Here is a 22,239-nt window from a genome sequence, read left to right as displayed (position 1 = left end):
CCACCCACCAACACCCATCCGAAGAGGACATGACGATGAAGCACGTACGGCTGGGCCGGACCGGCCTGCACGTCTCCCGTCTGTGCCTGGGCACGATGACCTTCGGCCTGCAGTGCGACGAGGAACGCTCCCGGGCCATCCTCGACCGCGCCGCCGACGGCGGCATCACGTTCCTCGACACCGCGGACGTCTACCCGCTCGGCGGGACGGTGCAGACCATCGGGCGCACCGAGGAGATCATCGGTAGCTGGCTCACCGGCCGCCGCCACGAGGTCGTCCTGGCCACCAAGTGCGTCGGGCCCACCAGCACCCGCCCGTGGGACCGGGGCGCGTCCCGGCGGCACATCCTCGACGCCGTCGACGCCTCCCTGCGCCGGCTGAACACCGACTTCATCGACCTCTACCAGCTCCACGGCTACGACCCGACCACCCCGATCGACGAGACGTTGCGGGCACTGGACGACGTCGTCCGCGCGGGCAAGGTGCGCTACGTCGGTGTCTCGAACTACCTGGCCTACCAGCTCGCCCGCGCGCTCGGCCGCAGCGAGACGCTCAACCTCGTCCGTTTCGACTCCGCACAGCCCCGCCACAGCCTGCTGTTCCGCGAGGTCGAACGCGAGCTGTTCCCCCTGTGCCAGGAGGAGGGCGTCGGGGTCATCCCCTACAACCCGCTGGCCGGCGGACTGCTGTCCGGCAAGCACGACCGCACGAAGCCCCCGACCGACGGCAGCCGGTTCACCCTCGGCACCGCCGCCGACCGCTACCAGCAGCGCTACTGGCAGGAGCGGATGTTCGACACCATCGACGAACTCGCCGCCGTCGCCGCCGACCTGGGCGTGACCCTGCCGACCCTCGCGGTCGCCTGGTCGCTGAGCCAGCCCGCGATCACCGCGCCGATCATCGGCGCCAGCCGCCCCGAGCAGCTCGACGCCACCCTCGCCGCCGTCGACCTGCACCTCGACGACGCGACCCGTGAACGCCTCGACAAGATCACCGTCGAATACCGCCGCGGTGACGCCGGGATCTGACCGCCACCGGCGCCAACGACACCGATGGCCGTCCCCGCTGGCCGTCCCGATCTGTGTCCCGGGCCAGCCCGACGGCGACCCGTTCAGCGACCCATTGACGAACCCTTCGGCGATCCCTCTGACCACAAGGAGTGACGATGAAGGTCGGTGACCTGACCGTTGAGCCCGTCTGGGACGGCGACGCCCGGGTGCGAGCCCGCGACGTGCTCACCCCACCCGGGGGCGACGAGGCGCACTGGGAGTGCAACGCCGAGCACTTCACCGCCGCCGGCGAGTTCGAGATGGCGCTCGGCGGCTTCCTGATCCGCACCGGCGACCGGGTCGTCCTCGTCGACGCCGGACTCGGCCCGTTCTCCGCCCGCGGCTTTCACGGCGGCCACCTCCTCGACAGCCTCAGCGCGCTCGGCGTGCAGCCCGCCGACGTCACCGACGTGCTGCTCACCCACCTGCACGGTGACCACACCGGCTGGACCGCGCTCGAGGACCGGCCGGTCTTCCCCAACGCCACCTACCGCTGCCACGCCGCCGACTGGCACCACTTCGTCGACGGGCCGCAACCCGACCGGCGCACCGCGTCGAAGCTGGCGCCGATCACCGGACAGGTCGAGCTGTTCGACACCGACGTCACCCTCGCCCCCGGCATCGACGCCCGCCACGCCCCCGGCCACACCCCCGGATCGACGATCTTCATCGTCTCCAGCGGCGAGCAGCGGGCCATGCTGCTCGGCGACGTCGCCCACTCCCCCGTCGAACTCCTCGACGCCGGCTGGGAGGCCGTCTACGACGCCGACAGCCCGACCGCCCAGGCCGCCCGCGCCCGCCTCATCGACGAGATCGAGGCCGACGGCACCCCCGTCGCCTCCCCGCACTTCGCCGGCCTGCGCTTCGGCCGCGTCCTCGCCGGCACCACCAGCCGCCGCTGGCTCTACCTCGACCACTGAGACCACTGACGACCTTCGACCCCCGACGGCCTCGATCCACTGACGGCCTCGATCCACTGACGGCCTCGATCCACTGACGGCCTCGACCCACCGACGCCGATCGCGGTGGGCGGCCGGTTTTGACAGCGGGTCGCCGCTCATGGTCACGTGAGACCGCCATGGAGATCGGACAGCTCAGAGCCTTCGTCACCGTCGCCGAGGAGGGCAACGTCGGCCGCGCGGCGACGCGGCTGCACCTGACCCCGTCGCCGGTCAGCCGCAGCATCCGCGCGCTGGAGCACGAACTGGGCGTGGAGCTGTTCGCCCGCGGCCATCACTCGCTGACGCTCACAGAGGCGGGCCGAGCCGCACTGCCACGGATCGAGGCGGCGCTGCGCAGTCTGGAGGAGGCGCGCTTCGCCGCCCGCCAGGCCGCCGGCCAGCTCACGCCGCTGCGCCTGGGGTCCACCCACTTCGCGCCGCCGCACGTCGTCGACCGCGTCGTCGCGACCATCACCTCGTTCCTGGCCGGCGCCTCGTTCCCGCCCGGCGCCTCGTTCCCGCCCGCCGCCTCGTTCCCGCCCGCCGCCTCGTTCCCGCCCGGCGCCGCATCCTTGCCCGGCGCCGCGGACCAGACCCGAGCCCCGGCCAACCCGGCCACTCAGACAGCCCAGGCCACCCAGACAGCCCAGGCCACCCAGACAGCCCAGACCGCCCCCGCTGCCTCGGACCGAGAACTGGCGGAGCTGGTCCACGGCCCGTCCAGCGAGCTGCTGCCGACCCTGGCCCGTGGCGAGCTGGACCTCGCCCTGGTGCACCTGCCCGTCGACGATCCGTCACTGGACGTGCTGCCCCTGGTCACCTACCGATTCCGCGTCGCGATGCGCGCCGACGACGAGCTGGCGACCCGCGCCTGCCTGTACCTGGCCGACCTGCGCGACCGGGAGATCCTGCTGGCCCCCACCCGGCTGCAGCCCATCGCCATGCGCCGGCTGCAGGACCGGCTGGAGCAGGCGGGTCACGCGCACGTCGTCACCATGCGCGAGCAGGACCTGCTGCTGCTCGCGACCACCATCCGCCGATCCCGTCAGCTCACCCTGACCGGCTCGGTGCACTCCGGGCCCGCCGGACGGGTGTTCGCCGACCCGGCGTTCGCCCTGGTCCCGTTGGCTCCCGGCGAGATCGACTTCCAGCTCGGCCTGGTCTGGTCGCGCGCCACGGCCGCCCGTGATGCACGGATCACCGCCGCCGTCGACCACCTTCGCGCCGCGTCCCCGTCCCGGTAAGACCGCCGCGCCGCACCGCGTCGGTCCGGAGTCCATACGGTCCGATCCGCCGGTCGCTTCGCGCAGGCAGGCCGCCAACGCGTCGACAGACGTCACGGAACGCCGTCGTCATCGAGGTGATCAGCGGACGGATCCCGGCTGGCACCGCCCCCATCGCGCCACGTATACGGGGAATCTCCTCGACACCCCTCAAGGTAAGCCAATAACCCATACGTGTTACTTTCCGCACTACGTCGGACCCTGCCCGCAGGGCCTCGAGGAAAGGCGGGAAGTGACCGCACCGCACCTGCAGTACGACGCCGTGGACAGCGCGCGGGTTCTCCCGCCCCGGTTGGATCCGCGGGGGTCAGGACCCGGCCGGTCGGGACGTGGCGCGGGGCCCGGCGGGCCTCCCCCGCGGCGCCGGCGCGGGTTGCTGACCTTCCTCTCCCTCGTGTCCTGCTGCGTGCTGCTGGTCACGGTCGGCGGCTGGGCCGCCTACTCGTTCATCAACGGCAAGGTCAACCGCATCGATCTCGGCCTCTCCGACGGCGGCTCGAGCGGGGTGGGGGTGGCGAACTACCTGCTCGTCGGCACCGACAGCCGGGCCGGCACCGGTGGGGAGTACGGCGACGTCGAGGGGCAGCGCTCCGACACGACGATCCTCGCCCACCTGGACAAGGACGGGACCACGACGATGATCTCGTTCCCCCGTGACATGTACGTGACGATCCCCGAGTACACCGACACGAACGGCAAGCGCCACGCGTCGACGAAGGACAAGTTCAACGCGGCCATCTCCTCGGGTGGCCCGCCACTGCTGGTCAAGACCATCGAGAGCCTCACGGGCATGCAGGTGGACCACTACATCTCGATGGACCTGCAGGGCTTCAAGAAGATCACCGATGCCATCGGGGGCGTCGAGGTGTGCATCAAACCGTCGAACGCGCCACCCCAGCGCTTCCAGGACGACAACGGCCGGTGGCGGGTCAGCACGAACACCAACGATCCGATGAGCGGCTTCCGCGGAGGCCCGGGAACCATCCAGGTCAACGGGGACCAGGCGTTGGCCTTCGTCCGCCAGCGCCACGGCCTGCCCGCCGGCGACACCGACCGGATCAGCCGCCAGCAGCAGTTCATCGGCGCCATGTTCCACAAGATCATGAATGGCGACACGCTGTCGAACCCCATCAAGGCCGAGCGGCTGGCGTCGACCGCGGCGGGCGCGCTCACCCTCGACGAGCACACGACCATCGCCGACCTGCGCGGCCTCGCGACCCGCATCAAGGGCCTCACGAACGGTGGAATCCGGATGCAGACCGTGCCCACCCACGCCCCGACCCGCGCCGAGGGCGCCGTCGACGACATGGGCGACATCCGCCTGCACGGCACCCGCGCGTCGGTGCAGTTCTACCAGCCCGACGACCTGCTGCGGATCGTCAGCCCGCTCGGCGGCCGCATCGAGGGCGCCAGCTCCTCGGGCGACGCGGGCGCGGGCGCGGGCCCCTCGCTCGCCCCGGGCGCCACCGCGGCCCCGTCGCAGGTGCGCGTCACCGTCTACAACGGCTCCTCCCGTTCCGGCCTCGCCTCCCAGGTCACCAGCGCGCTGACCCGCAAGGGCTTCCACGCGCGCAACGCCGGCAACGCCTCGGCGCTCACCCACGTGACATCCCGGGTCATCTACGGACCGGGCCAGGAGGCCGAGGCGCGCACCGTCGCCGCGGCCGTGCCGGGATCGAGCGTGCTGGCCGACTCCAGCGTCACCGGCGTCCAGCTCGTCCTCGGCTCCGGGTTCACCGAGGTCGTCACGCCGGCCGTCTCGTCGGGCACCGGGACGTCCAGCGCCAGCCCGGCCCCAGCGGCCGGCGCCACGGCCGGCGACGCGACGGCCGGCGCCACCCCCGCCGTCCAGGGCCCGACCGCCCCGCCCGAGGCCCCCACCTGCACCTACTGACCGGATCCGGCTGACCGATCCGGCGCGGCGAGCCGATCGCCAGCTCGACGCCGACCCGCTGGCCGGCCGGATCACCGACGGAATTGCGGGAGGTTGTCGACGGCCCCACCCACGCGCACCGTCCACAACCTCCTGCAAGCGCTGAACCGCTCCAGAACCTCATCCAGTCAGGCCGCTCCCACACCGCGGCGGCGTAGCCGTGCCGGCACCGCCGGCGGCGCATCGACGCCGTCGCCGGGCCGCCACGCCGGGCATTCCCCGGACAATGGAAAAACCGTGGCCAGGCCACATTGACGATCGACCAAAAAAGCACCGACGATTACCCCGACAAGGTAATGACGACCGCCGTACCGGTAGTTCTTCCGCACCGGAAATCGCAAGCTGAGCACGGGGCCCGGTAACGGGAGTGCCCGGCGGCGGGGGTACTCGGCGGCGGGGGTACTCGGCGCGTCCCGCGGCGGCCGCGTCAGCGGCCGCCCACCGGGGACGGGTGCGGCACCTCGGAGGGCGTGAACACCCGGCCGCACTCGGCGGCGGCGACGAGGGTGAGCACGCCGTCGCGCCAGACGGGTCGCACGTGGTTGCGGGTGCGCAGGAGGTCCGACCGGCGGGGCTCCGCCTGCCCGGTGGGCACGACGACCCGGCCTACCGCGGTCTGCCCGAGCACGGTCTCCACCAGCACGGTGCCGCGCAGCCGGCCGACCCCCGGGTAGACGACGGCTCGCCCGCCCTGCCGGCCGGCGTGGTCCGCGACGGCCTGCGCGGCGCCGTCCGCGAGCTCGGAGGGGCCGATCCGCTCAGCCCCGCAGGCCAGCCCCACCGGCCCCGAGACCAGCGCACCGATGCCGAGGAACTCGACCATCGCCCCGGCCACCGCACCGGGCGCGCCGGCGCTGTCAAGCCCGCCGACCCGATGTCCCGCGACCCGATGTCCCGCGACCAGGTGTCCCCCGACCGGGTGCCCCCCGACCGGGTCTGCCCCGGCCAGGCCTAGCCCGACCGGGCCCGCCCCGACCAGCGCGGCCGCGGCGGCGCGTCGGGCCGCCGCCAGCTCCACGATCGCGAGCTCACCGGCAAGGTGCGCCACGCGCCGCCAGCTACCCGGCTCGCGCCACGTCGGCGGCAGCGCGAACGACAGGGCCACGTGTGCACTGCGCGCGCCGACGAGGTGGGTGCAGGCGACGGTGTCCCCGGGCAGGTCCAGTAGCTCCACCAGCCGGTGGATCAGCAGGTCGGCGTCGTGCAGGGAGGCGCAGCCGGCATCGACCCCGACGATGAGCGACCCGGTCATCGCGCGGGCGCCAGCACGGCGGGCGCCACGGTGTCGGGTCGCGTCGGCGCGCCGGCCACGGTGTCGGGCGGCGTCAACCCGCCGGCCGCGACGTCGGGTCGCGTCAGCCCGCCGGCCGCGGCGTCCGGGCCCGGACGCCGACGCCTACCGCGACGATCCGCTCGGTGCTCGTGATCCCCCATGTCGATCCTTTCGATGACCGCCGCGCCGCACGTGAGCATCCGGCGCGCCGAGCAGAGGGTGGCAGCGCCGGATGAACGTCCGGCCAACAGGAGAGGGCCACACCGTTGTGACCACATCCTTTTTAGTCAGAAAACGGCAATGCGACTCGCTCCGTAGCCCATCTCGGCTATGACAAAGAGGCCGTTCCTAGTCACCTCACCTTTTGGTCAGTAGTTCCACGGATTCCGCCGGCCGATGGGGGACCACGATCGGGGGGGCCGAGCCGGCGGCGCGCCACCGTGCGTCCGGTGGCACGCCCAGTCGGCACGCAACGCAATGGCGTCGCCGCGACACCGGGTGTTCGCTGGATCCGGTGCAGACGATCGAGCGACGGCTCGGCCGGCAGGAGGGGACTCGTCCCCGCTCAGACCTCCTTCCAGCCGAGCGGCCAGGCAGCCGCGCGCGGTTCCCACCGCCGGCGCCGCGAAGGGAGACCGCATGACCGGCCGAGCTGGGCCCCCCGGCGTGGACCTACCGCTGGCGGGGGTGCGGGTGCTGGACCTGGCGGACGGCCGCTGCGAGTCGACCGGCCGCTACCTGGCCGACCTCGGCGCCGAGGTGCTGCGGATCGAACCGCCGGGCGGCGCGGCGTCGCGCCGGGTGGGGCCGTTCACCGAGGACGGGACGAGCCTGTCGTTCGCGGTCCACTCGATCAACAAGCGCGGCGTGGTGGTGGACCTGACCACGGCGGCGGGTCGGGAGCTCCTGGGTACGCTGGCGGCGACCGCGGACATCCTGCTGCACACCGCCCGTCCGGACCAGCAGGCGGCGCTGGGCCTCGACCCCGAGGGCCTGCTGGCCGCCCACCCGGGCCTCGTCGTCGTCTCCATCACCGACTTCGGCCTGACGGGCCCGTACCGGGACTGGACGGGCAGCAGTGACGTGCACGTGGCGATCGGCGGCCTGCTGTCCCGGTCGGGCCTGCCCGGCATGCCGCCGCTGCTGCCGCCGGCGTTCCTGGCCGACGAGTGCGCCGCCGCGCAGGCCGCCTGGGCCGCGCTGGTCGCGTACACCAACCGGCTGGACACGGGGCGCGGCGACGTCGTCGACTTCTCGGTGCTCACCGCGGTCGCCCAGGTCCTCGACCCGGGCTACGGCATCTCGGGCAGCGCCCGCGCGGGGGCCACGGTGCGCGACCTCCCGCGGGGGCGACCCGACGCCCGCCACCTGTACCCGATCTTCCGCGCGGCCGACGGCTGGGTGCGGATCTGCCTGCTCGCGGCGCGGCAGTGGCAGGGGATGTTTCGCTGGCTCGGCGAGCCGGCCCAGTTCGCCGATCCGAAGTACGACAACATCGGCGCCCGCTTCGCCGCCGCCGGCGAGCTCTACCCGCTGATCGGGAAGCTGTTCGCCGAGCGCACCATGGAGACGATCGTCGCCGAGTCGATCGGGTTCGGCGTGCCCGCCGCCGCCCTGCTCGACGCCGCCGCGACGGTGGCCGGCGAGCACGTCCGCGCACGGGGGACCTTCGTGCCCGTCGAGGTCGCCCCGGGCGTGACGGTGCCCGTCGCCGATGGCCTGGTGGAGATCGACGGCGTCCGGGCCGGCCGGCGATACGGTCCCCCGCCTCTCGGCGAGTGCGACCCCGCGGTCCTCGCCACCACCGCAGCCCCCGCGACCGCAGCCCCCGCGACCGCCCCGGGGCCAGGCGCCGGCGTCCCAGGGCCGAGTGCCGGCCTCTCGGGGCCGGACACCGGACGGGCGGCCGACCCGGCCGGTGCGGCGGCGCCGCGTCATCCGTTCGCCGGGCTGCGGGTGCTCGACCTCGGCGTGATCGTCGTCGGGGCGGAGCTGGGCCGGCTGTTCGGCGATCACGGCGCCGAGGTCATCAAGGTCGAGAACCGGGCGTTCCCGGACGGCTCGCGGCAGAGCCGCAGCGGCGCGGAGATCAGCGAGAGCTTCGCCTGGGGCCACCGCAACAAGTCGAGCCTGGGGCTGAACCTGCGCGACCCGCGCGGCCAGGCGATCTTCCTGCGGCTGGCCGCGTCCGCCGACGTCGTGCTGTCGAACTTCAAGCCGGGCACGATGGAGTCGCTCGGGCTCGGCTACGACGAGCTTGCCCGGGTCAATCCGGGAATCGTCGTCGCCGACAGCAGTGCGTTCGGCTCGACCGGGCCGTGGAGCCGCCGCCTCGGCTACGGGCCGCTGGTGCGGGCCACCGCCGGCCTCAGCGAGCTGTGGCGCTACCCGGACCTCCCGGACGGGTTCTGCGACGCGATCACGATCTACCCCGATCATGTCGCCGGCCGGGTGAGCGCGGTGGCGGTGCTGGCGCTGCTGCTGCGCCGGCGGCGCACCGGCCGCGGCGGCACGGTGAGCGCCGCCCAGATCGAGACGATCTTCTACCAGATGGGGGCCGCGCTCGCCGAGGAGTACCTGCGGCCCGGGTCGGTCCGGGCGGAGGGCAACGACCGGCGTGGCGACGCCCCGCGCGGCCTGTTCGCCTGCGCCGGGGACGACGAGTGGTGCGTCGTCGACGTGAGCGCCGGCGGCGACGGCGACGGGGCGTTCGGCCGGCTCGCGGGCGTCGTGGGCGAGCCGCAGTGGCGGAACGACCCCCGGTTCGCCACCGCCGCCGGCCGCGACGCCCACCGGGCGGAGATCAACGCTGCCGTGGACCGTTGGACCTCCACGCGCACCCCGGCGCAGACCGCCCGCCGGCTGCAGGAGCACGGCGTGCCCGCGGGGCAGATGCTGCGGGTGCACGAGCTGCCGGCCGATCCGCAGCTCGCCGCCTGGCGCCTGCTCGTCGAGCAGGACCAACCCCAGCTTCCGCCGCCGCTGCTGACGCTGGGCGGCGAGGCTCACTACCGGGGCGTCGCCGACCCGCTCACCGGTCCGGCGCCGCTGGTGGCCGAGCACACCCGCGAGCTGGCCGAACGCCTGCTCGGCCTGTCCGCCGACGAGGTGGAAGAACTGGTCGCCGCGGGCGTGCTCGAAGCCCCGCGCACCGCCCTGCCCGTGCCGTGACCGGCACCGGCACCGGCACCGGCACCGGCACCGGGATCGGGACCGGGACCGGTCCGCAGCCGTCCGCCTGCGTCGTCGACCGTCGACCCAGGCAGAGTGACCAGTACGTTCGGCACGACCAGGAGATGTGATGAGCACCCTCGACGACCTTGATCCCGCGACGCCGGTGCTGATCGGGGTCGGCCAGCACGCCGAGCAGCCCGGCCGGCCCGGCTACGCGCGGCTGTCCGCGGTGGAACTGGCGGCGGCGGCGGCCCGACGGGCGGTCGAGGACGCCGGCATCGATCCGGCCGCGATCGACACGGTGGCCGGGGTGCGCCAGTTCGAGATCTCCGGCGCCCGGGCGAAGGCCCCGCTGGGCCGGTCGGACAACTACCCGCGCTCGGTCGCCGCCCGCATCGGCGCGCAGCCCGCGCGCGCCGTGCTGGAGGTCGTCGGCGGCCAGTCGCCGCAGCACCTCGTCAACGAGTTCGCCGCGGCGATCGCGACCGGCGCCGGGCCCGAGGTCGTGCTGCTGTTCGGCTCGGAGGCGATCTCCACCACGCGGGCGCTCGCCGACGCCCCCGACCGGCCCGATTTCACCGAACACGTCGGCGGCCAGCTCGACGACCGCGGCTACGGGCTCGCCGGACTGTCATCGCGCTACCACGCCACCCACGGCCTCGTCGGCGCACCCAGCCAGTACGCGCTGTTCGAGAACGCCCGCCGGGCGCGACTGAAACTGTCCCGCGCCGACTACGCCCTCGCCATGGGCGCGCTGTTCGCTCCGTTCACGAAGGTCGCCGCCGCCAACCCCTACGCCGCCGCCCCCGTGGAACGCGACGCGACCGAGATCGCCACCGTCACCGAACGCAACCGGATGATCGCCGACCCGTTCCCGCGGTTCGTTGTCGCCCGCGACCAGGTCAACCAGGGCGCCGCCGTCCTGCTCACCTCCGTCGCCGCCGCTCGCCGCCTCGGCGTCCCACCCGAGAAATGGATCTTCCTGGCCGGCCACGCCGACCTGCGCGAACGCGACCTGCTCGCACGCGCCGACCTGTCGACCAGCCCCGCCGCGGTGATGGCCGTCCGCCACGCCCTCGACGTCGCCGGCCGCACCCTCGACCAGATCAGCACCTTCGACCTGTACAGCTGCTTCCCGATCGCCGTGTTCAACGTCTGCGACGGCCTCGGCCTCGCCCCCGACGACCCCCGCGGCCTCACCCTCACCGGCGGCCTGCCGTTCTTCGGCGGCGCCGGCAACAACTACTCCATGCACGCCATCGCCGAGACCGTCACCCGCCTGCGCGCCACCGGCGGCCACGGCCTCGTCGGCGCCAACGGCGGCTCCCTGTCGAAGTACTCCGTCGGCATCTACACCACCACCCCCACGCCGTGGCGGCCCGACCACAGCGCCACCCTCCAGGCGGAGATCGACTCCTGGGAGCCCGTCGAGGTCGCGACCCACGCCGACGGCCCGGCGACGATCGAGACCTTCACCATCACCCACGGCCGCGACGGAGGCCGCACCGGCATCATCGTCGGCCGCCTCGACCGCGACCACCGACGCTTCCTCGCCACCACCGTGCGCGGCGACACCGACCTGCTCGACCTGCTGGCCGGCGAGTCCCCGTTCGGCGAACAGATCGTCGTGCGCGCCACCGCCACCGGCAACCGGGCCGCCGTCAGCCGCGCCGCCCTGACCGCCCTGCTACCCACCCGCAGCCCTGGTTTCCGCGACGGCTACGAGCACATCCTCGTCCGCCGAGACGGCCATCTCCTCGAAGTCACCATCAACCGGCCCGACGCCCGCAACGCGCTGCACCCCCCGGCCAACCATGAACTCGCCGAGGTCTTCGACGCCTACTTCGCCGACCCCGACCTGTGGGTCGCGATCATCACCGGTGCCGGGGACAAGGCGTTCAGCGCCGGCAACGACCTGGTCTGGACAGCCAGCGGCAAACGCGGCTCAGTGCCGCTGACCGGCTTCGCCGGGCTCACCAGCCGCCGGCACATGACCAAACCGGTCATCGCCGCCGTCAACGGCTACGCCCTCGGCGGCGGCTGCGAGATCGCCCTCGCCTGCCACCTCGTCGTCGCCGACACCACCGCCCGGTTCGCCCTGAGCGAGGTCCGTGTCGGCCTCGTCGCCGGCGCCGGCGGCCTGGTCCGCCTCCCCCGCGCGCTGCCCCAGAAGCTCGCCACCGAGATGATCCTCACCGGCCGTCGCCTCGACGCCGCCGAGGCCCACGCCCACGGCCTTGTCAACCGGATCGTGCCCGCCGGCACCGCCCTCGACGGCGCCCGCGCGCTGGCCGCCGAGATCCTCGCCGGCTCACCGACCTCGATCCGCGCCTCCCTGCAGATCATGAACGAGACCGCCGGGATCACCGACCCCCACGACGCCGTCGCCCACGACTCCCCCGCCATGGACGATCTTCTTCTCAGCGAGGACATGCTCGAAGGCCTCGCCGCCTTCGCCGAGAAGCGCACCCCCCACTGGCACAACCGCTGACCGCACTCAGCCGTTGGTGTAGGTCGGCGGGCGCTTCTCGCGGAACGCCGAGATCTGCTCGGTGTGGTCCCGGGTGAAGGCGGTCATGATCTGAGTGCGGTTCTCCAGGTCGATGCCGGCCTGCAGGCTGCCGACCTCGAGCTGGCTCCAGGCCACCTCCTTGGTCATCCACACGCCCATCGGGCTGTTCGCCGTGATCTGCGCGGCGATCTCCAGGGCGGCGTCGAGCGTCTCGCCGTCGGGGACGACCCGGCTGACCAGGCCGAGCCGCTCCGCCTCGGCGGCGTCGACGAGCCGGCCGGTGAGCAGCAGCTCGTGTGACCGCCCGGCGCCGATCAGCCGGGGCAGCAGCCAGCTCACCCCGATGTCGCAGCCGGACAGACCGATGCGGACGAACGCGGCGTTGAACCGGGCGGAGGTGGCGGCGACCCGGATGTCGGCGGCCAGCGCCAGGCCGAATCCGCCGCCCGCCGCCGGCCCGTTCACCGCGGCGATCACCGGCTGTGCGAGGTTGCGCAGCCGGGGGACGAGGGCCGCGATGGCCTGCTGGGTGTGCAGGCGGGCCTGCGGGGAGGCGTCGGCCTCGCCCGCCCGCTTGCCCGGCATGCTGTACAGGTCCAGGCCGGCGCAGAACCCGCGCCCGGCGCCGGTCAGCACCACGACCCGGCAGTCCTCGTCGGCGGCCACCTCGTCGAGGGCGCGGTGCAGGTCGCGGATCAGCTCCCCGGACAGCGCGTTGAGCCGCTCCGGCCGGTTCATCGTCAGCACCCGCACGCCCGGCGCGGGCTCGGTCACCAGCACCGTGCGGCCCTCGGCCTCGGTGTCCCGCAGATACAGATCGCCGTTGAGGTACACGGGCCCGCCCTTCGCTCGGATCGGCCGTCTCGGATCGGGGCGCCGGCGTCGCGCCTTCGGGCGCCGGGGGCAACGCCGGGTCAGGCGGGCCAGGCGGGTCAGCCCGTCGTCGGGGGCATCGGCCTCGGCCTGCTGGACTCGCGGTGGACGCGGTAGAGCGCCTCCTGGCTCAGGCTCGCGCCGAGGACGCCGTCGACGGTGTGGATCGTGCCGGAGTACAGCCCGCGTCCCCCCGCCGCCGAGCGGGGGACCAGGTCGAGCAGCACCCAGTCGTCCATCCGGATCGGCCGGTGGAACCAGACGGCGTGGTCGAGGCTCGCGCCCGAGAGAGCCGCGCCGCCGGGGAAGGCCGCGAGGCCGGTGAAGGTGTCCGACAGGTACGTCAGGACGCAGGCGTGCAGCAGCCGGTCGTCGGGCAGCGCGACGGTGCTGCGCGCCCACACCCGGGTGGGCCACCCGGAGTTCTCGTAGGGCTGCTTCGGCAGCCGGCCCTCGATCGAGAACAGCCGACCAAAGCGCAGCAGGTCGGCCGTGTCCGGGTCGCCGGTGTCGGGCATCGGGTCGACCTGGTGGTCGGCGCCGTCCTCCGGCACCTGGAACGACACCGACATGTTGAAGATGACCTTGCCGCCCTGGACGGCGACGACCCGGCGGGCGGAGAACGACCGGCCGTCCCGGTCCCGCTCCACCCGGAAGATCGTCGGCCGGGAGGCGTCCCCGCTGCGCAGGTAGTAGCCGTGCAACGAGTGCGGGACGCGCCCGGCGGGCACCGTGCGCCCGGCGGCGAGCAGCGCCTGGGCGGCGACCTGCCCGCCGTAGAGGGAGTACCGGTCCTCGAACACCGTCAGGGCCCGGTAGAGGTCCTGGTCCAGCTCCTCCAACTCCAACAGATCGAGAATCGAGGCCGTCGGCTCGGCCGGCGGCGGCACGCTGTTCACATTCGTCTCCTGCGTCAGCCGGCGGTGGCCAGGCCCCAGGCCTGTCTCACCTGGGCGAGGGTGGAGCTGCCCACGGCCGGTCCCATCTCGGCGACCCGCCCCGGGGTGCGGGAGAAGCGCGGCGCCGGGGCCGGGGCCACCTCGTCGCCCAGGTCGACGAAGACCTCCCGGGCGGCCAGGTGCGGGTGTGCGCGAGCCTCCGACCAGCTCAACACGGGCGCCGCGCAGGCATCGGTGCCGTCGAACACCTGCTCCCACTCCGCCCGGGTGCGGCTGGCGAACACGGCGGCGAACGCCGCGCGCATCTGCGGCCAGCGGCCGGCGTCGTCCTGGGCGTCCGCCCACTCCGGCAGGCCAAGCAGCTCCACAAGCTTGGCGTAGAACTGCGCCTCGATGGCGCCGACGGAGAACCAGCCACCGTCGGCGGTCTCGTAGACGTCGTACCAGGGCCGGCCGGTGTCCAGCATGTTCGTGCCCCGCGGCTCGCCCCACTCCTTGCGGGAGATCATCGACCACATCATCGCCGACAGCGAGGCCACCCCGTCGACGATGGCGCAGTCGACGACCTGCCCCCGGCCGGAGTCGCGGGCCTCGTGCAGCGCGGCGAGGATGCCGACGACGAGGTACAGCGCGCCGCCGCCGAAGTCGCCGACCAGGTTCAGCGGCACCTGCGGCGGCCCGCCCGCCCGGCCGATGGCGCCCAGTGCCCCGGTGATCGCGACGTAGTTGATGTCGTGGCCGGCGGAGCGCGACCAGGGACCCTCCTGGCCCCAGCCGGTCATCCGGCCGTAGACCAGCGCGGGGTTGCGGGCGAGCAGCGCGTCGGGGCCGAGGCCGAGCCGCTCGGTGACCCCCGGCCGGTAGCCCTCAATGAACACGTGCGCGGCGTCGAGCAGCTCCAGCAGGCCGGCGTGGTCGTCGGGGTTCTTCAGGTCGAGCGCGATGGAACGCCGGCCGCGGGTCAGCCAGTCGGGCTGCGTGCCCACGGTGGCCGGCTTGTCCACCCGGATGACGTCCGCGCCGAGCTCGGTGAGCAGTGTGGCCGCGAACGGCGCCGGGCCGATGCCGGCCAGCTCGATGACCCGCACGCCGTGCAACGGGCCGTACGCGGCCGCGGGAGTGGGGGTCGAGGTGTCGGGCATCATCGCTCCTTCGGGTGGATCGCACCGACGAGGTGGATCGCGGCTGGCGGGTTGATCACGACTTCGGGACGGATCATGACTTCGGGCGAAACAGGTCCTCCGCTCGGATCATGCCGTCCCCGCCCGCATGATGCCTGCTCAGCCGGCGGTGGGGACGCCGGAGGCGGCCGGCGCAGGGACGGCCGGAGCAGTTGTCCGAGCCCGCATGAGACGCCGGGCGATGGCGTGCTTGTGCACCTCGGTCGGGCCGTCGTACAGGCGGAACGCCCGAATGTCCCGGAAGATCATCTCGACGACGGTCTCGTCGGTCACCCCGATGCCGCCGAGGACCTGCACGCAGCGGTCGGCGACCTTGAACAGCTCCTCGGACACGTAGCACTTGACCTTCGACGCCTCGTGCCGGCCCTGCTCCCCCTGGTCGAGCAGCCAGCAGGCGCGCCAGATCGCCAGCCGGCAGTTGTCCAGCGCGATCTCGTTGTCCGCGAGCTGGAAGCCGACCCCCTGGTGTTCCCCGATCGGCCGGCCGAACGCCGTGCGGGTGCGGGCGTGCTCGACGGCGATGCTGTGCGCCCGGTCCGCCGCGCCCAGCCAGCGCATGCAGTGCGTCAGCCGGGCCGGGGTGAGCCGCAACTGGGCGTAGCGGAAGGCGTCCCCGACCGCGCCGAGCACCGAGGAGGCGGGCAGCCGCAGGTCACGGAGGTTCACCACGCCGTGGCCCTCGACATAGTTGCGGTCCATGGTGTTCATGACCCGCTCCACCTCGATGCCGGGCGTGTCGCCCCGGGTGAGGAACAGCGTCGGACCGCCCACCCCGTCCGCGCCGGGGGCCACCCGGGCCATGATGATCCAGGTCTGCGCGCCGTTCGCCCCGGTGATCAGCCACTTGCGCCCGTTGAGCACGTAGTCGTCGCCGTCCCGGACGGCTTCGGTGAGCAACTGGTTCGGGTCGGAGCCGGCACCGCCGGGCTCGGTCATCGCGAACACCGAGCGCGCGACGCCCTCGATGACCGGCCGCAGGAACTCCTCCTGCTGCTCCGGGTCGGCGATCTTCGCCAGCAGCCCCATGTTCGCCTCGTCCGGGGCGGCGCAGTTCATCGCCACCGGCCCGAGCGTCGACCAGCCGGCCGCCTCGTAGACCACCGCCTGCTCGACGTGGGTGAGCTCCCGGCCGCCGAACCTCTTCGGCGCCTGGATGGTCAGCAGGCCCGCCTTGCGCGCCAGGCCCACGAGGTCCTGGCGCAGCTCGTCGGTGGGGCCGTGCGCGGTCAGCCGCGGATCGCGCTCGAACGGCACGATCTCGTTCTCGACGAACGACCGCACCCGCTCCCGAAGATCCACCAGTTCCTGCGGCAGACTGAAATCGATCATGATTCTTCCCTGCGGTCTCGTCGGAATGTCTCTGGTGCGCCGGGACGGCCGGTACCGGGCGCGGCGGGGCAGGCCCCCGGGCGGTCAGGGGTGGGCGGCGGTCAAGGGTGGGCGGCGGTGAGGTCCGCCGTCCAGCCGAGCACGGCGTCGGCGATCCGCGCGAAGCCGGCGTAGCGCGGGCCGGCCACCGGATCGTCGGCGAAGCGCCGGTGGAGCTGCATCCAGGCGATCGCCAGCCGCAGCCGGGCCAGCGCCAGGTGAAAACCCAGCTCGGCCGGCGGTCGGCCCGCCGCGGCGAAGTAGGCCGCGGCGACCTGCTCGCGCCGCGGGAAGCCGGGTTCGAGCGAGGGCACCTGGCGCAGCTCGTGCAGGGCCGGCGGGTCGTCCGGCTCGATCCAGTAGGACAGCAGCACCGCCAGATCGAAAAGGGGGTCGCCGCGGGTCGTCATGTCCCAGTCGAGGACGGCGACCGGGGCGAGGGTCACCGGGTCGACGAGCATGTTGTCGAACTTGAGGTCGCAGTGGATCAGGCGCGCCTCGCCCGCCGGCACGTCGGCGACGGCGTCGCGCAGCCAGCCGATCACCGCCTTGGCGGCGGCCGGCAGGCCGTCGGGGTATACCGCGGCGGCCCGCCGCGCCCAGCCCTCCACCTGCCGGCCGAGGAACCCCCCGGGCCGACCGAGCTCGCCGAGCCCGACCGACGCCGGGTCCAGGGCATGCAGGTCGGCCATCGCCGCCAGCAGGGTCGCGGTCAGCCGCCCGGGGACCGAGCCGGCGCCGGGCGGCGTGCCGAGTCCAGACGGCACGTGCGGTCCGGGCGGCCCAGGAGGTCCGGGAGGCTCTGCCGCGGCGAGCGCGGGCGGCACGGTCGCGCCGACGGTGACGCCGTCGCGGTACTCCAGTAACTGGAACTGGGCGCCGAGGACGCCGGTGTCGGTGCAGAAGTGCACCCCGCGCGGGGCGAGCGGGTAGCCCGCGCCGAGCCGGCACAGCACCCGCCACTCGCGCGCCATGTCGTTGGCGCCCTCCGCCGACGGCCCGGGCGGCGGCCGGCGCAGCACGGTCGGGCTGCCGTCCACGGACACCAGGTAGTTGAGGTTCGCCAGGCCGCCGGCGAACTGCCGGGGGGCGACGTCGGTGTCCAGGTGCAGCCCGTGGCGGGCCAGCTCGGTGGCGAGCCGATCCCAGGGCTGGGCGACGGTGGCCTCGGGCGGGCGGAACCGCGGGTCGACGTCGGTCACCCCGCGTCTCCCGAGCCGAACACGTCGGACGCGGCGGACGCGGCGGACGCGGCGGACGCGGCGGACGCGGCGGACGCGGCGAGGGTGCCGTCCGCGGCGGGCGCGCCGGCGAGCTGGCCCCGGTTCCCGGCGACGATGCCGGCGCGGCGGCCGGCGACGCCGCCGGGGTCGAAGCCGCGGTCCAGCCACGCGGCGGCGGCGCGCGACTCGGCGGCCAGCGCCTCGGTGGTGCCCAGCCCCGCGATGGTCCGCGCGGAGGCGAGGAACGCCAGCCGGGTCGCCGGGTCCGACGCGCGGATGCGCTGGCCGAGGCGGTGGGCGGCGGGCAGCAGGTCGTCGTGCGGGACGACCTCGCTGACCAGACCCGCGTCCCGGGCGGCCACCGGGTCGAGGAACTCCCCGGACAGGCTCATCCGCAGCGCCCGACGCTCACCGACCGCCCGCGGAAGCAGGACACTCATTCCCCAGCTCGGCAGAACGCCGACCCGGGTGTGGGTGTCGGCGAACGCCGCCTTTTCCGACGCGATGAGGATGTCGCAGTGCAGTGCCAGCTCGAACCCGCCGGTGATCGCCGGGCCGTTGACCGCGCCGATCAGCGGCTTGCCGGTCGGCTCCCAGGGCAGCCCGGGCGGCAGTCCGCCGTCGCCCGGGCGGGTCAGGGCCAGGCGGAGGTTCTCGCCGCTGCCGGCCACCTCGCCGAGGTCGAGGCCGGCGCAGAACGCCGGGTCGGCGCCGGTGAGGACGATGACGTCGATCGCGTCGTCGGCGTCCGCCGCGGCGAGCGCCGCCCGCAGGGCGCGGATCAGCCGGGCGGTCAGGGCGTTACGCGCCTTCGGTCGGTGCAGGGTGAGGACGGCGACCCCGTCCACCCGCTCCACCAGGAGATCATCGGTGCCGGGATCGGCGTCGACCATGGCAGCTCCTCGTTCGGAAGGTTCGGATCTCGGGCGGCGGGCGCCCATCACAGCGGGGGGACCGCCGGCAGGTCCGGGTAGTCGGGGACACGCCCGCCCGCGCGCCCGCGCATCGCCTCGGCGACCTCGTCGGCCTGGAAGGCCCCGGTCTGCCAGGTCGCGATCTGGTCCAGCCCGGCGGCGACGTCGTGGTCGCGGGCGTAGAGCAGGCTCTCCTTGCTGCCCCACACCGCCAGCGGGCTGCGTTCGGCGATCTCGGCGGCGATCTCGCGGACCCCCGCGAGCAGCGCGTCGTGGTCGCCGAACACCTCGTTGACGAGGCCGAGCTCCCGAGCCCGCGCGGCCGGCAGGCGCCGTCCGGTGTAGGCCAGTTCCCGGGCCACCCCGGCCGGGATGAGCGTCGGCAGGCGCTGCAGGGTGCCCAGGTCGGCAGTGATGCCGATGTTGGTCTCCTGGACGACGAAGAAGGCGTCGGCGGTGGCGTACCGCAGGTCGCAGGCGGTGATCAGGTCGAGGCCGCCGCCGAGGCAGCCGCCCTGCACGGCCGCGAGCACCGGCATCCGGGCCCGTTCCAGCGCGGTGAAGGCGTCCTGCATCCGGGCGATCAGCCGCTTGCGGCCGGCGTTGGCGCGGGCCGGATCGCCGCCGGGCAGCAGGTCGGTGTGCTCGAACGAGGACAGGTCCATCCCGGCGCAGAAGTGCCGGCCGGTCGAGGAGATGATCAGCGCCCGCACGTCACCGGCGTCGCTGAGCCGCGCGACGGCGTCGGGGAACTCCCGCCAGAACTCCGGCAGCAGGGTGTTGAGCGCGGCCGGCCGGTTGAGCACGAGCTGGGCGACCCGACCGGCGACGTCGACCTCGAAGCAGCGGTGGCCCACGGCGGACTCCTTATCTGTGCAGCACAGCTCCCCGGCGGTCCGACGACGACCAGCCCTCGGGGCCTCCCGAATCCCAGTCCCGTAAGAGTAAACTAAGTATACTAACTTGGCGACCATCGCCGGAGGTTCGCGCGGGCCCGTCGACCTGCCGTGGCCTCGCCCGCACGGGGCCGCGGTCGACCGACTCCGGGGGCGTGGCGCGCGGCACGACCGCCCTGCCGTGAGGTGGCCGACGCCGGCGGCCACATCCCCGGGCTGCCCGCCCCCCGCGGCGGGGATGTGCCGCGGGGGGCGGGTGGGATCGGGGCCCGGTGTGGTCAGGACAGGACGTAGCCCCCGTCGACGACGATCTGCTCGCCGGTCTGGTAGCGGGACGCCTCCGAGGCCAGGTAGACGGCGACGCCGCCCAGGTCCGCGGGGGTGCCCCAGCGCCGACCCAGCAGCCGCGGCAGCGAGCGGGCGGCGAACTTCTCGTCGTCGAGCAGGTCGTCGGCCAGCGCGGTGCGGATGTAGCCGGGCAGGATCGCGTTGACCCGGATGCCGTCGCGGCCCAGTTCCACCGCGCAGCTTCGGACCAGGCCGGACAGCGCCGCCTTCGCCGTGCCGTACGCCTGGGTCCGCGCGAAGCCCCGGTTGGTCCCGATGATGCTCGACACCGCGACGAGGCTGCCCGGCACTGCGGCGGCCACCATGTGCCGGGCCGCGGTGCGGAAGGTGAGGAACACGCCGTCCAGGTTGATCCGTAACACGTGGTGCCACTGGTCGAGGGTCAGGTCGGTGAAGCGCATCGGCTCCCCACCGATGCCGGCGTTCGCGAAGCAGGAGTCGATCCGCCCGAACGCGCCGATCGCCTGCTCGAACGCGCCGATGACCTGCGCCTCGTCGCCGACGTCGCAGCGCACCGCGAGCACCCTGCCGCCGCGGGCGGCGACGGTCTGCTCCGCGGCGGCGTTCTTGCGCTCGTTCGTGCCGAGGATGACGACGTCCGCTCCGGCGGCGGCCAGCGCGTCGGCGATGCCGAGGCCGATCCCGCTGTTGCCCCCGGTGACGAGCGAGACCCGGCCACGCAGGTCGAAGGAGGCGACGGCCGCGGGGTCCGGGTCCGGGCTCGGGCTCGGGCTCGCCGCCGCGGCGGCGGGACGGGCGGTCGTGGCGGGCTGGCTCATCGGGTCGCGTCGAGCAGCAGCGGCCACACCGCCGGGTCGGCCTTCCAGGTGTCGTAGAAGGCCGTCCGGGTGTAGATGCCGCTGATCTTCGCGATGAGGCCCTTGCCGACCTCCTCCGGCGTGCCGACCACCGAGAAGGTGTGCAGGATCTCGTCGGTGATGAGGTCGGCCATGCCGTCCCACTCGCCGCGCTTGGACAGGTTGGTCAGTTCCGGCTGCAGGTCGCCCCAGCCGTGCACGTCGAGGACGGCCTTGTAGGCCGGGGTGGAGGCGTAGAAGGCGATCTGCTTCTTGGTCCCGAAGACCGCCGCCGCCAGCTCCTCCTCGGTGCGCCCGACCGTCACGAACGACGGCCCGGCGATCGCGAAGCCGTCCAGATCGGTCCTGCCGGCCTTGGCCCGCCCGCGCAGCAGCGCCGGGAGGGTGACCTCCTCCAGGTACTTCTTCGTGCTGAACGGGTGGACGAAGAAGCCGTCGGCCACCTCGCCGGCAACCTCGGTCATGCCCTCCCCGACGCCGGCGAGGTACACCGGCGGCGGGCCGTAGGAGTGCGGCGACGGCGCGAAGAACGGCGTCATGAGGGTGTGGGTGTAGAAGTCGCCGCGGAAGGCGAGCTTGGTGCCGTTCTGCCAGGCGTCCCAGATCGCCCGGGTGGCCAGGACCAGCTCGCGCATCCGGGCGGCCGGGTGCGACCAGGTCATCGAGAACCGCTTCTCGATGTGCGGCTTGATCTGCGAGCCGAGGCCCAGGATGAACCGGCCCTCGCTGTACTGGGCCAGGTCGTAGCCGAGGTAGGCCAGCGTCATCGGGGTCCGCGCGAAGGCGATCGCGATCGACGTGCCGACGCTCGCGGTCGAGGTCGCGTTGGTGGCCTGCAGCGTCTGCAGGAACGGGTCGTGGCGGGTCTCCCCCACCCAGATTCCGGCGTAGCCCTCCTTCTCGATGCGCGCCGCGCCCGCCGGCGTCGCCGCGAGGTCGTCCGACAGGTTTGCGTCGATCTTCATCCGCTCTCCTCCTGATGGCGGGGCCTGCCGACGACCGCCGCGCCCGTCTCATCATGCCGCCAGGGGCCGCCAGATGACCTGCTGACGTAGTTAACAAAGTGTTCTTTGAAGGCGCCGGACCGCGTCGCGACGTACGCACCCCCGAGCAACCGCGACGATCGGTACGGACAGCACCCGGATGATTCCAGGCAGTACCTCCGACCGGGAGCTGCACGCCACCGCCGGCCGATCGATCACGACCGCGACATCCCGAGACCCCCACCTCCAAGAAGGTTTACACAGTTTACTAGGTAGTCGAAGATGGCCGCGACCACCACGGGACGCGGCGTCGTCGGCCGACCGTGGCGGTCCGGCCCGCCCCGGCCGGGCGGACCGATCCCTTCCACATCCCGCCTCCCGGCGGGGGCCGGACCGCCTGCCGGCGGGGGCCAGACCACCTGCCGGCGATGGGCCGGCAGGCCCCCCGCGGCATCCGCGACCTCGCCGCATTACCTGATTCGCGGGTAGGACGAGAGTGCCATCGCGGGCGACCTTCGACACGCGCGGTGTCCATCTGGTTCTGCATCGGCACGGCCGGGCGCCGCCCGGC

At 73.7% G+C, this 22,239-nt stretch carries 16 protein-coding genes; 6 read left to right on the top strand and 10 right to left on the bottom strand.

Features of this window, described 5'->3' with window-relative positions:
• Positions 1-35: 35 nt before the first annotated feature.
• The 4 genes from AC5R91_RS29345 (at position 36) to AC5R91_RS29330 (ending at position 5,167) form a co-directional block, all read left to right on the top strand.
• Positions 36-1,028, top strand: a complete 993-nt coding sequence (locus AC5R91_RS29345) for an aldo/keto reductase (RefSeq protein ID WP_495394533.1) — start codon at positions 36-38, stop codon at positions 1,026-1,028.
• A gap of 137 nt (positions 1,029-1,165) precedes the next feature.
• Entirely contained in the window at positions 1,166-1,969 is an 804-nt protein-coding gene (locus AC5R91_RS29340) for an MBL fold metallo-hydrolase (RefSeq protein WP_495394532.1), read from the top strand.
• Positions 1,970-2,127: 158 nt separating this feature from the next.
• Positions 2,128-3,234 (top strand): LysR family transcriptional regulator, encoded by a 1,107-nt coding sequence (locus tag AC5R91_RS29335; protein ID WP_495394531.1) that lies wholly within the window; start codon positions 2,128-2,130, stop codon positions 3,232-3,234.
• A 271-nt stretch (positions 3,235-3,505) separates the two neighbouring features.
• Positions 3,506-5,167, top strand: coding sequence for an LCP family protein (locus AC5R91_RS29330; protein WP_495394530.1), 1,662 nt, complete (start codon positions 3,506-3,508; stop codon positions 5,165-5,167).
• Between the two features lie 466 nt (positions 5,168-5,633).
• On the opposite strand, the gene AC5R91_RS29325 is transcribed toward AC5R91_RS29330, so the two are convergent.
• Entirely contained in the window at positions 5,634-6,458 is an 825-nt protein-coding gene (locus AC5R91_RS29325; protein WP_495394529.1) for a hypothetical protein, read from the bottom strand.
• 660 nt (positions 6,459-7,118) lie between these two features.
• Here AC5R91_RS29325 and AC5R91_RS29320 point away from each other — a divergent pair.
• Positions 7,119-9,650, top strand: coding sequence for a CaiB/BaiF CoA-transferase family protein (locus AC5R91_RS29320; protein WP_495394528.1), 2,532 nt, complete (start codon positions 7,119-7,121; stop codon positions 9,648-9,650).
• A 130-nt stretch (positions 9,651-9,780) separates the two neighbouring features.
• On the top strand, positions 9,781-12,144 hold the full coding sequence (locus AC5R91_RS29315) for an acetyl-CoA acetyltransferase (RefSeq protein ID WP_495394527.1): 2,364 nt from the start codon (positions 9,781-9,783) through the stop codon (positions 12,142-12,144).
• A gap of 6 nt (positions 12,145-12,150) precedes the next feature.
• Here AC5R91_RS29315 and AC5R91_RS29310 read toward each other — a convergent pair whose 3' ends face one another.
• The 9 genes from AC5R91_RS29310 to AC5R91_RS29270 form a co-directional block, all read right to left on the bottom strand.
• Entirely contained in the window at positions 12,151-12,999 is an 849-nt protein-coding gene (locus AC5R91_RS29310) for an enoyl-CoA hydratase/isomerase family protein (RefSeq protein WP_495394526.1), read from the bottom strand.
• A 98-nt stretch (positions 13,000-13,097) separates the two neighbouring features.
• Positions 13,098-13,937, bottom strand: coding sequence for an acyl-CoA thioesterase (locus AC5R91_RS29305; protein ID WP_495394525.1), 840 nt, complete (start codon positions 13,935-13,937; stop codon positions 13,098-13,100).
• A 14-nt stretch (positions 13,938-13,951) separates the two neighbouring features.
• Entirely contained in the window at positions 13,952-15,079 is a 1,128-nt protein-coding gene (locus AC5R91_RS29300; RefSeq protein ID WP_495394524.1) for a CaiB/BaiF CoA transferase family protein, read from the bottom strand.
• A 138-nt stretch (positions 15,080-15,217) separates the two neighbouring features.
• Complete coding sequence (locus tag AC5R91_RS29295) at positions 15,218-16,447, bottom strand: acyl-CoA dehydrogenase family protein (protein ID WP_495394523.1); 1,230 nt, start codon at positions 16,445-16,447, stop codon at positions 15,218-15,220.
• A gap of 101 nt (positions 16,448-16,548) precedes the next feature.
• On the bottom strand, positions 16,549-17,688 hold the full coding sequence (locus AC5R91_RS29290; protein WP_495394522.1) for a phosphotransferase family protein: 1,140 nt from the start codon (positions 17,686-17,688) through the stop codon (positions 16,549-16,551).
• Entirely contained in the window at positions 17,685-18,602 is a 918-nt protein-coding gene (locus tag AC5R91_RS29285) for an enoyl-CoA hydratase (protein WP_495394521.1), read from the bottom strand. Before AC5R91_RS29285 ends, AC5R91_RS29290 begins: the two co-directional genes overlap by 4 nt.
• Before the next feature lie 47 nt (positions 18,603-18,649).
• On the bottom strand, positions 18,650-19,480 hold the full coding sequence (locus AC5R91_RS29280) for an enoyl-CoA hydratase-related protein (protein ID WP_495394520.1): 831 nt from the start codon (positions 19,478-19,480) through the stop codon (positions 18,650-18,652).
• A 317-nt stretch (positions 19,481-19,797) separates the two neighbouring features.
• On the bottom strand, positions 19,798-20,646 hold the full coding sequence (locus tag AC5R91_RS29275; RefSeq protein WP_495394519.1) for an SDR family NAD(P)-dependent oxidoreductase: 849 nt from the start codon (positions 20,644-20,646) through the stop codon (positions 19,798-19,800).
• The gene (locus tag AC5R91_RS29270; protein ID WP_495394518.1) at positions 20,643-21,650 is read right to left on the bottom strand and encodes an LLM class F420-dependent oxidoreductase; all 1,008 of its coding nucleotides are present in this window, start codon (positions 21,648-21,650) and stop codon (positions 20,643-20,645) included. The genes AC5R91_RS29275 and AC5R91_RS29270 overlap by 4 nt, the downstream gene beginning before the upstream one ends.
• Between the last annotated feature and the right edge of the window lie 589 nt (positions 21,651-22,239).

The organism is Frankia sp. BMG5.60 (genome assembly GCF_059428125.1).
Note: the sequence above shows the minus strand (reverse complement) of the source record. Positions and strands in the feature narration are given on the sequence as shown.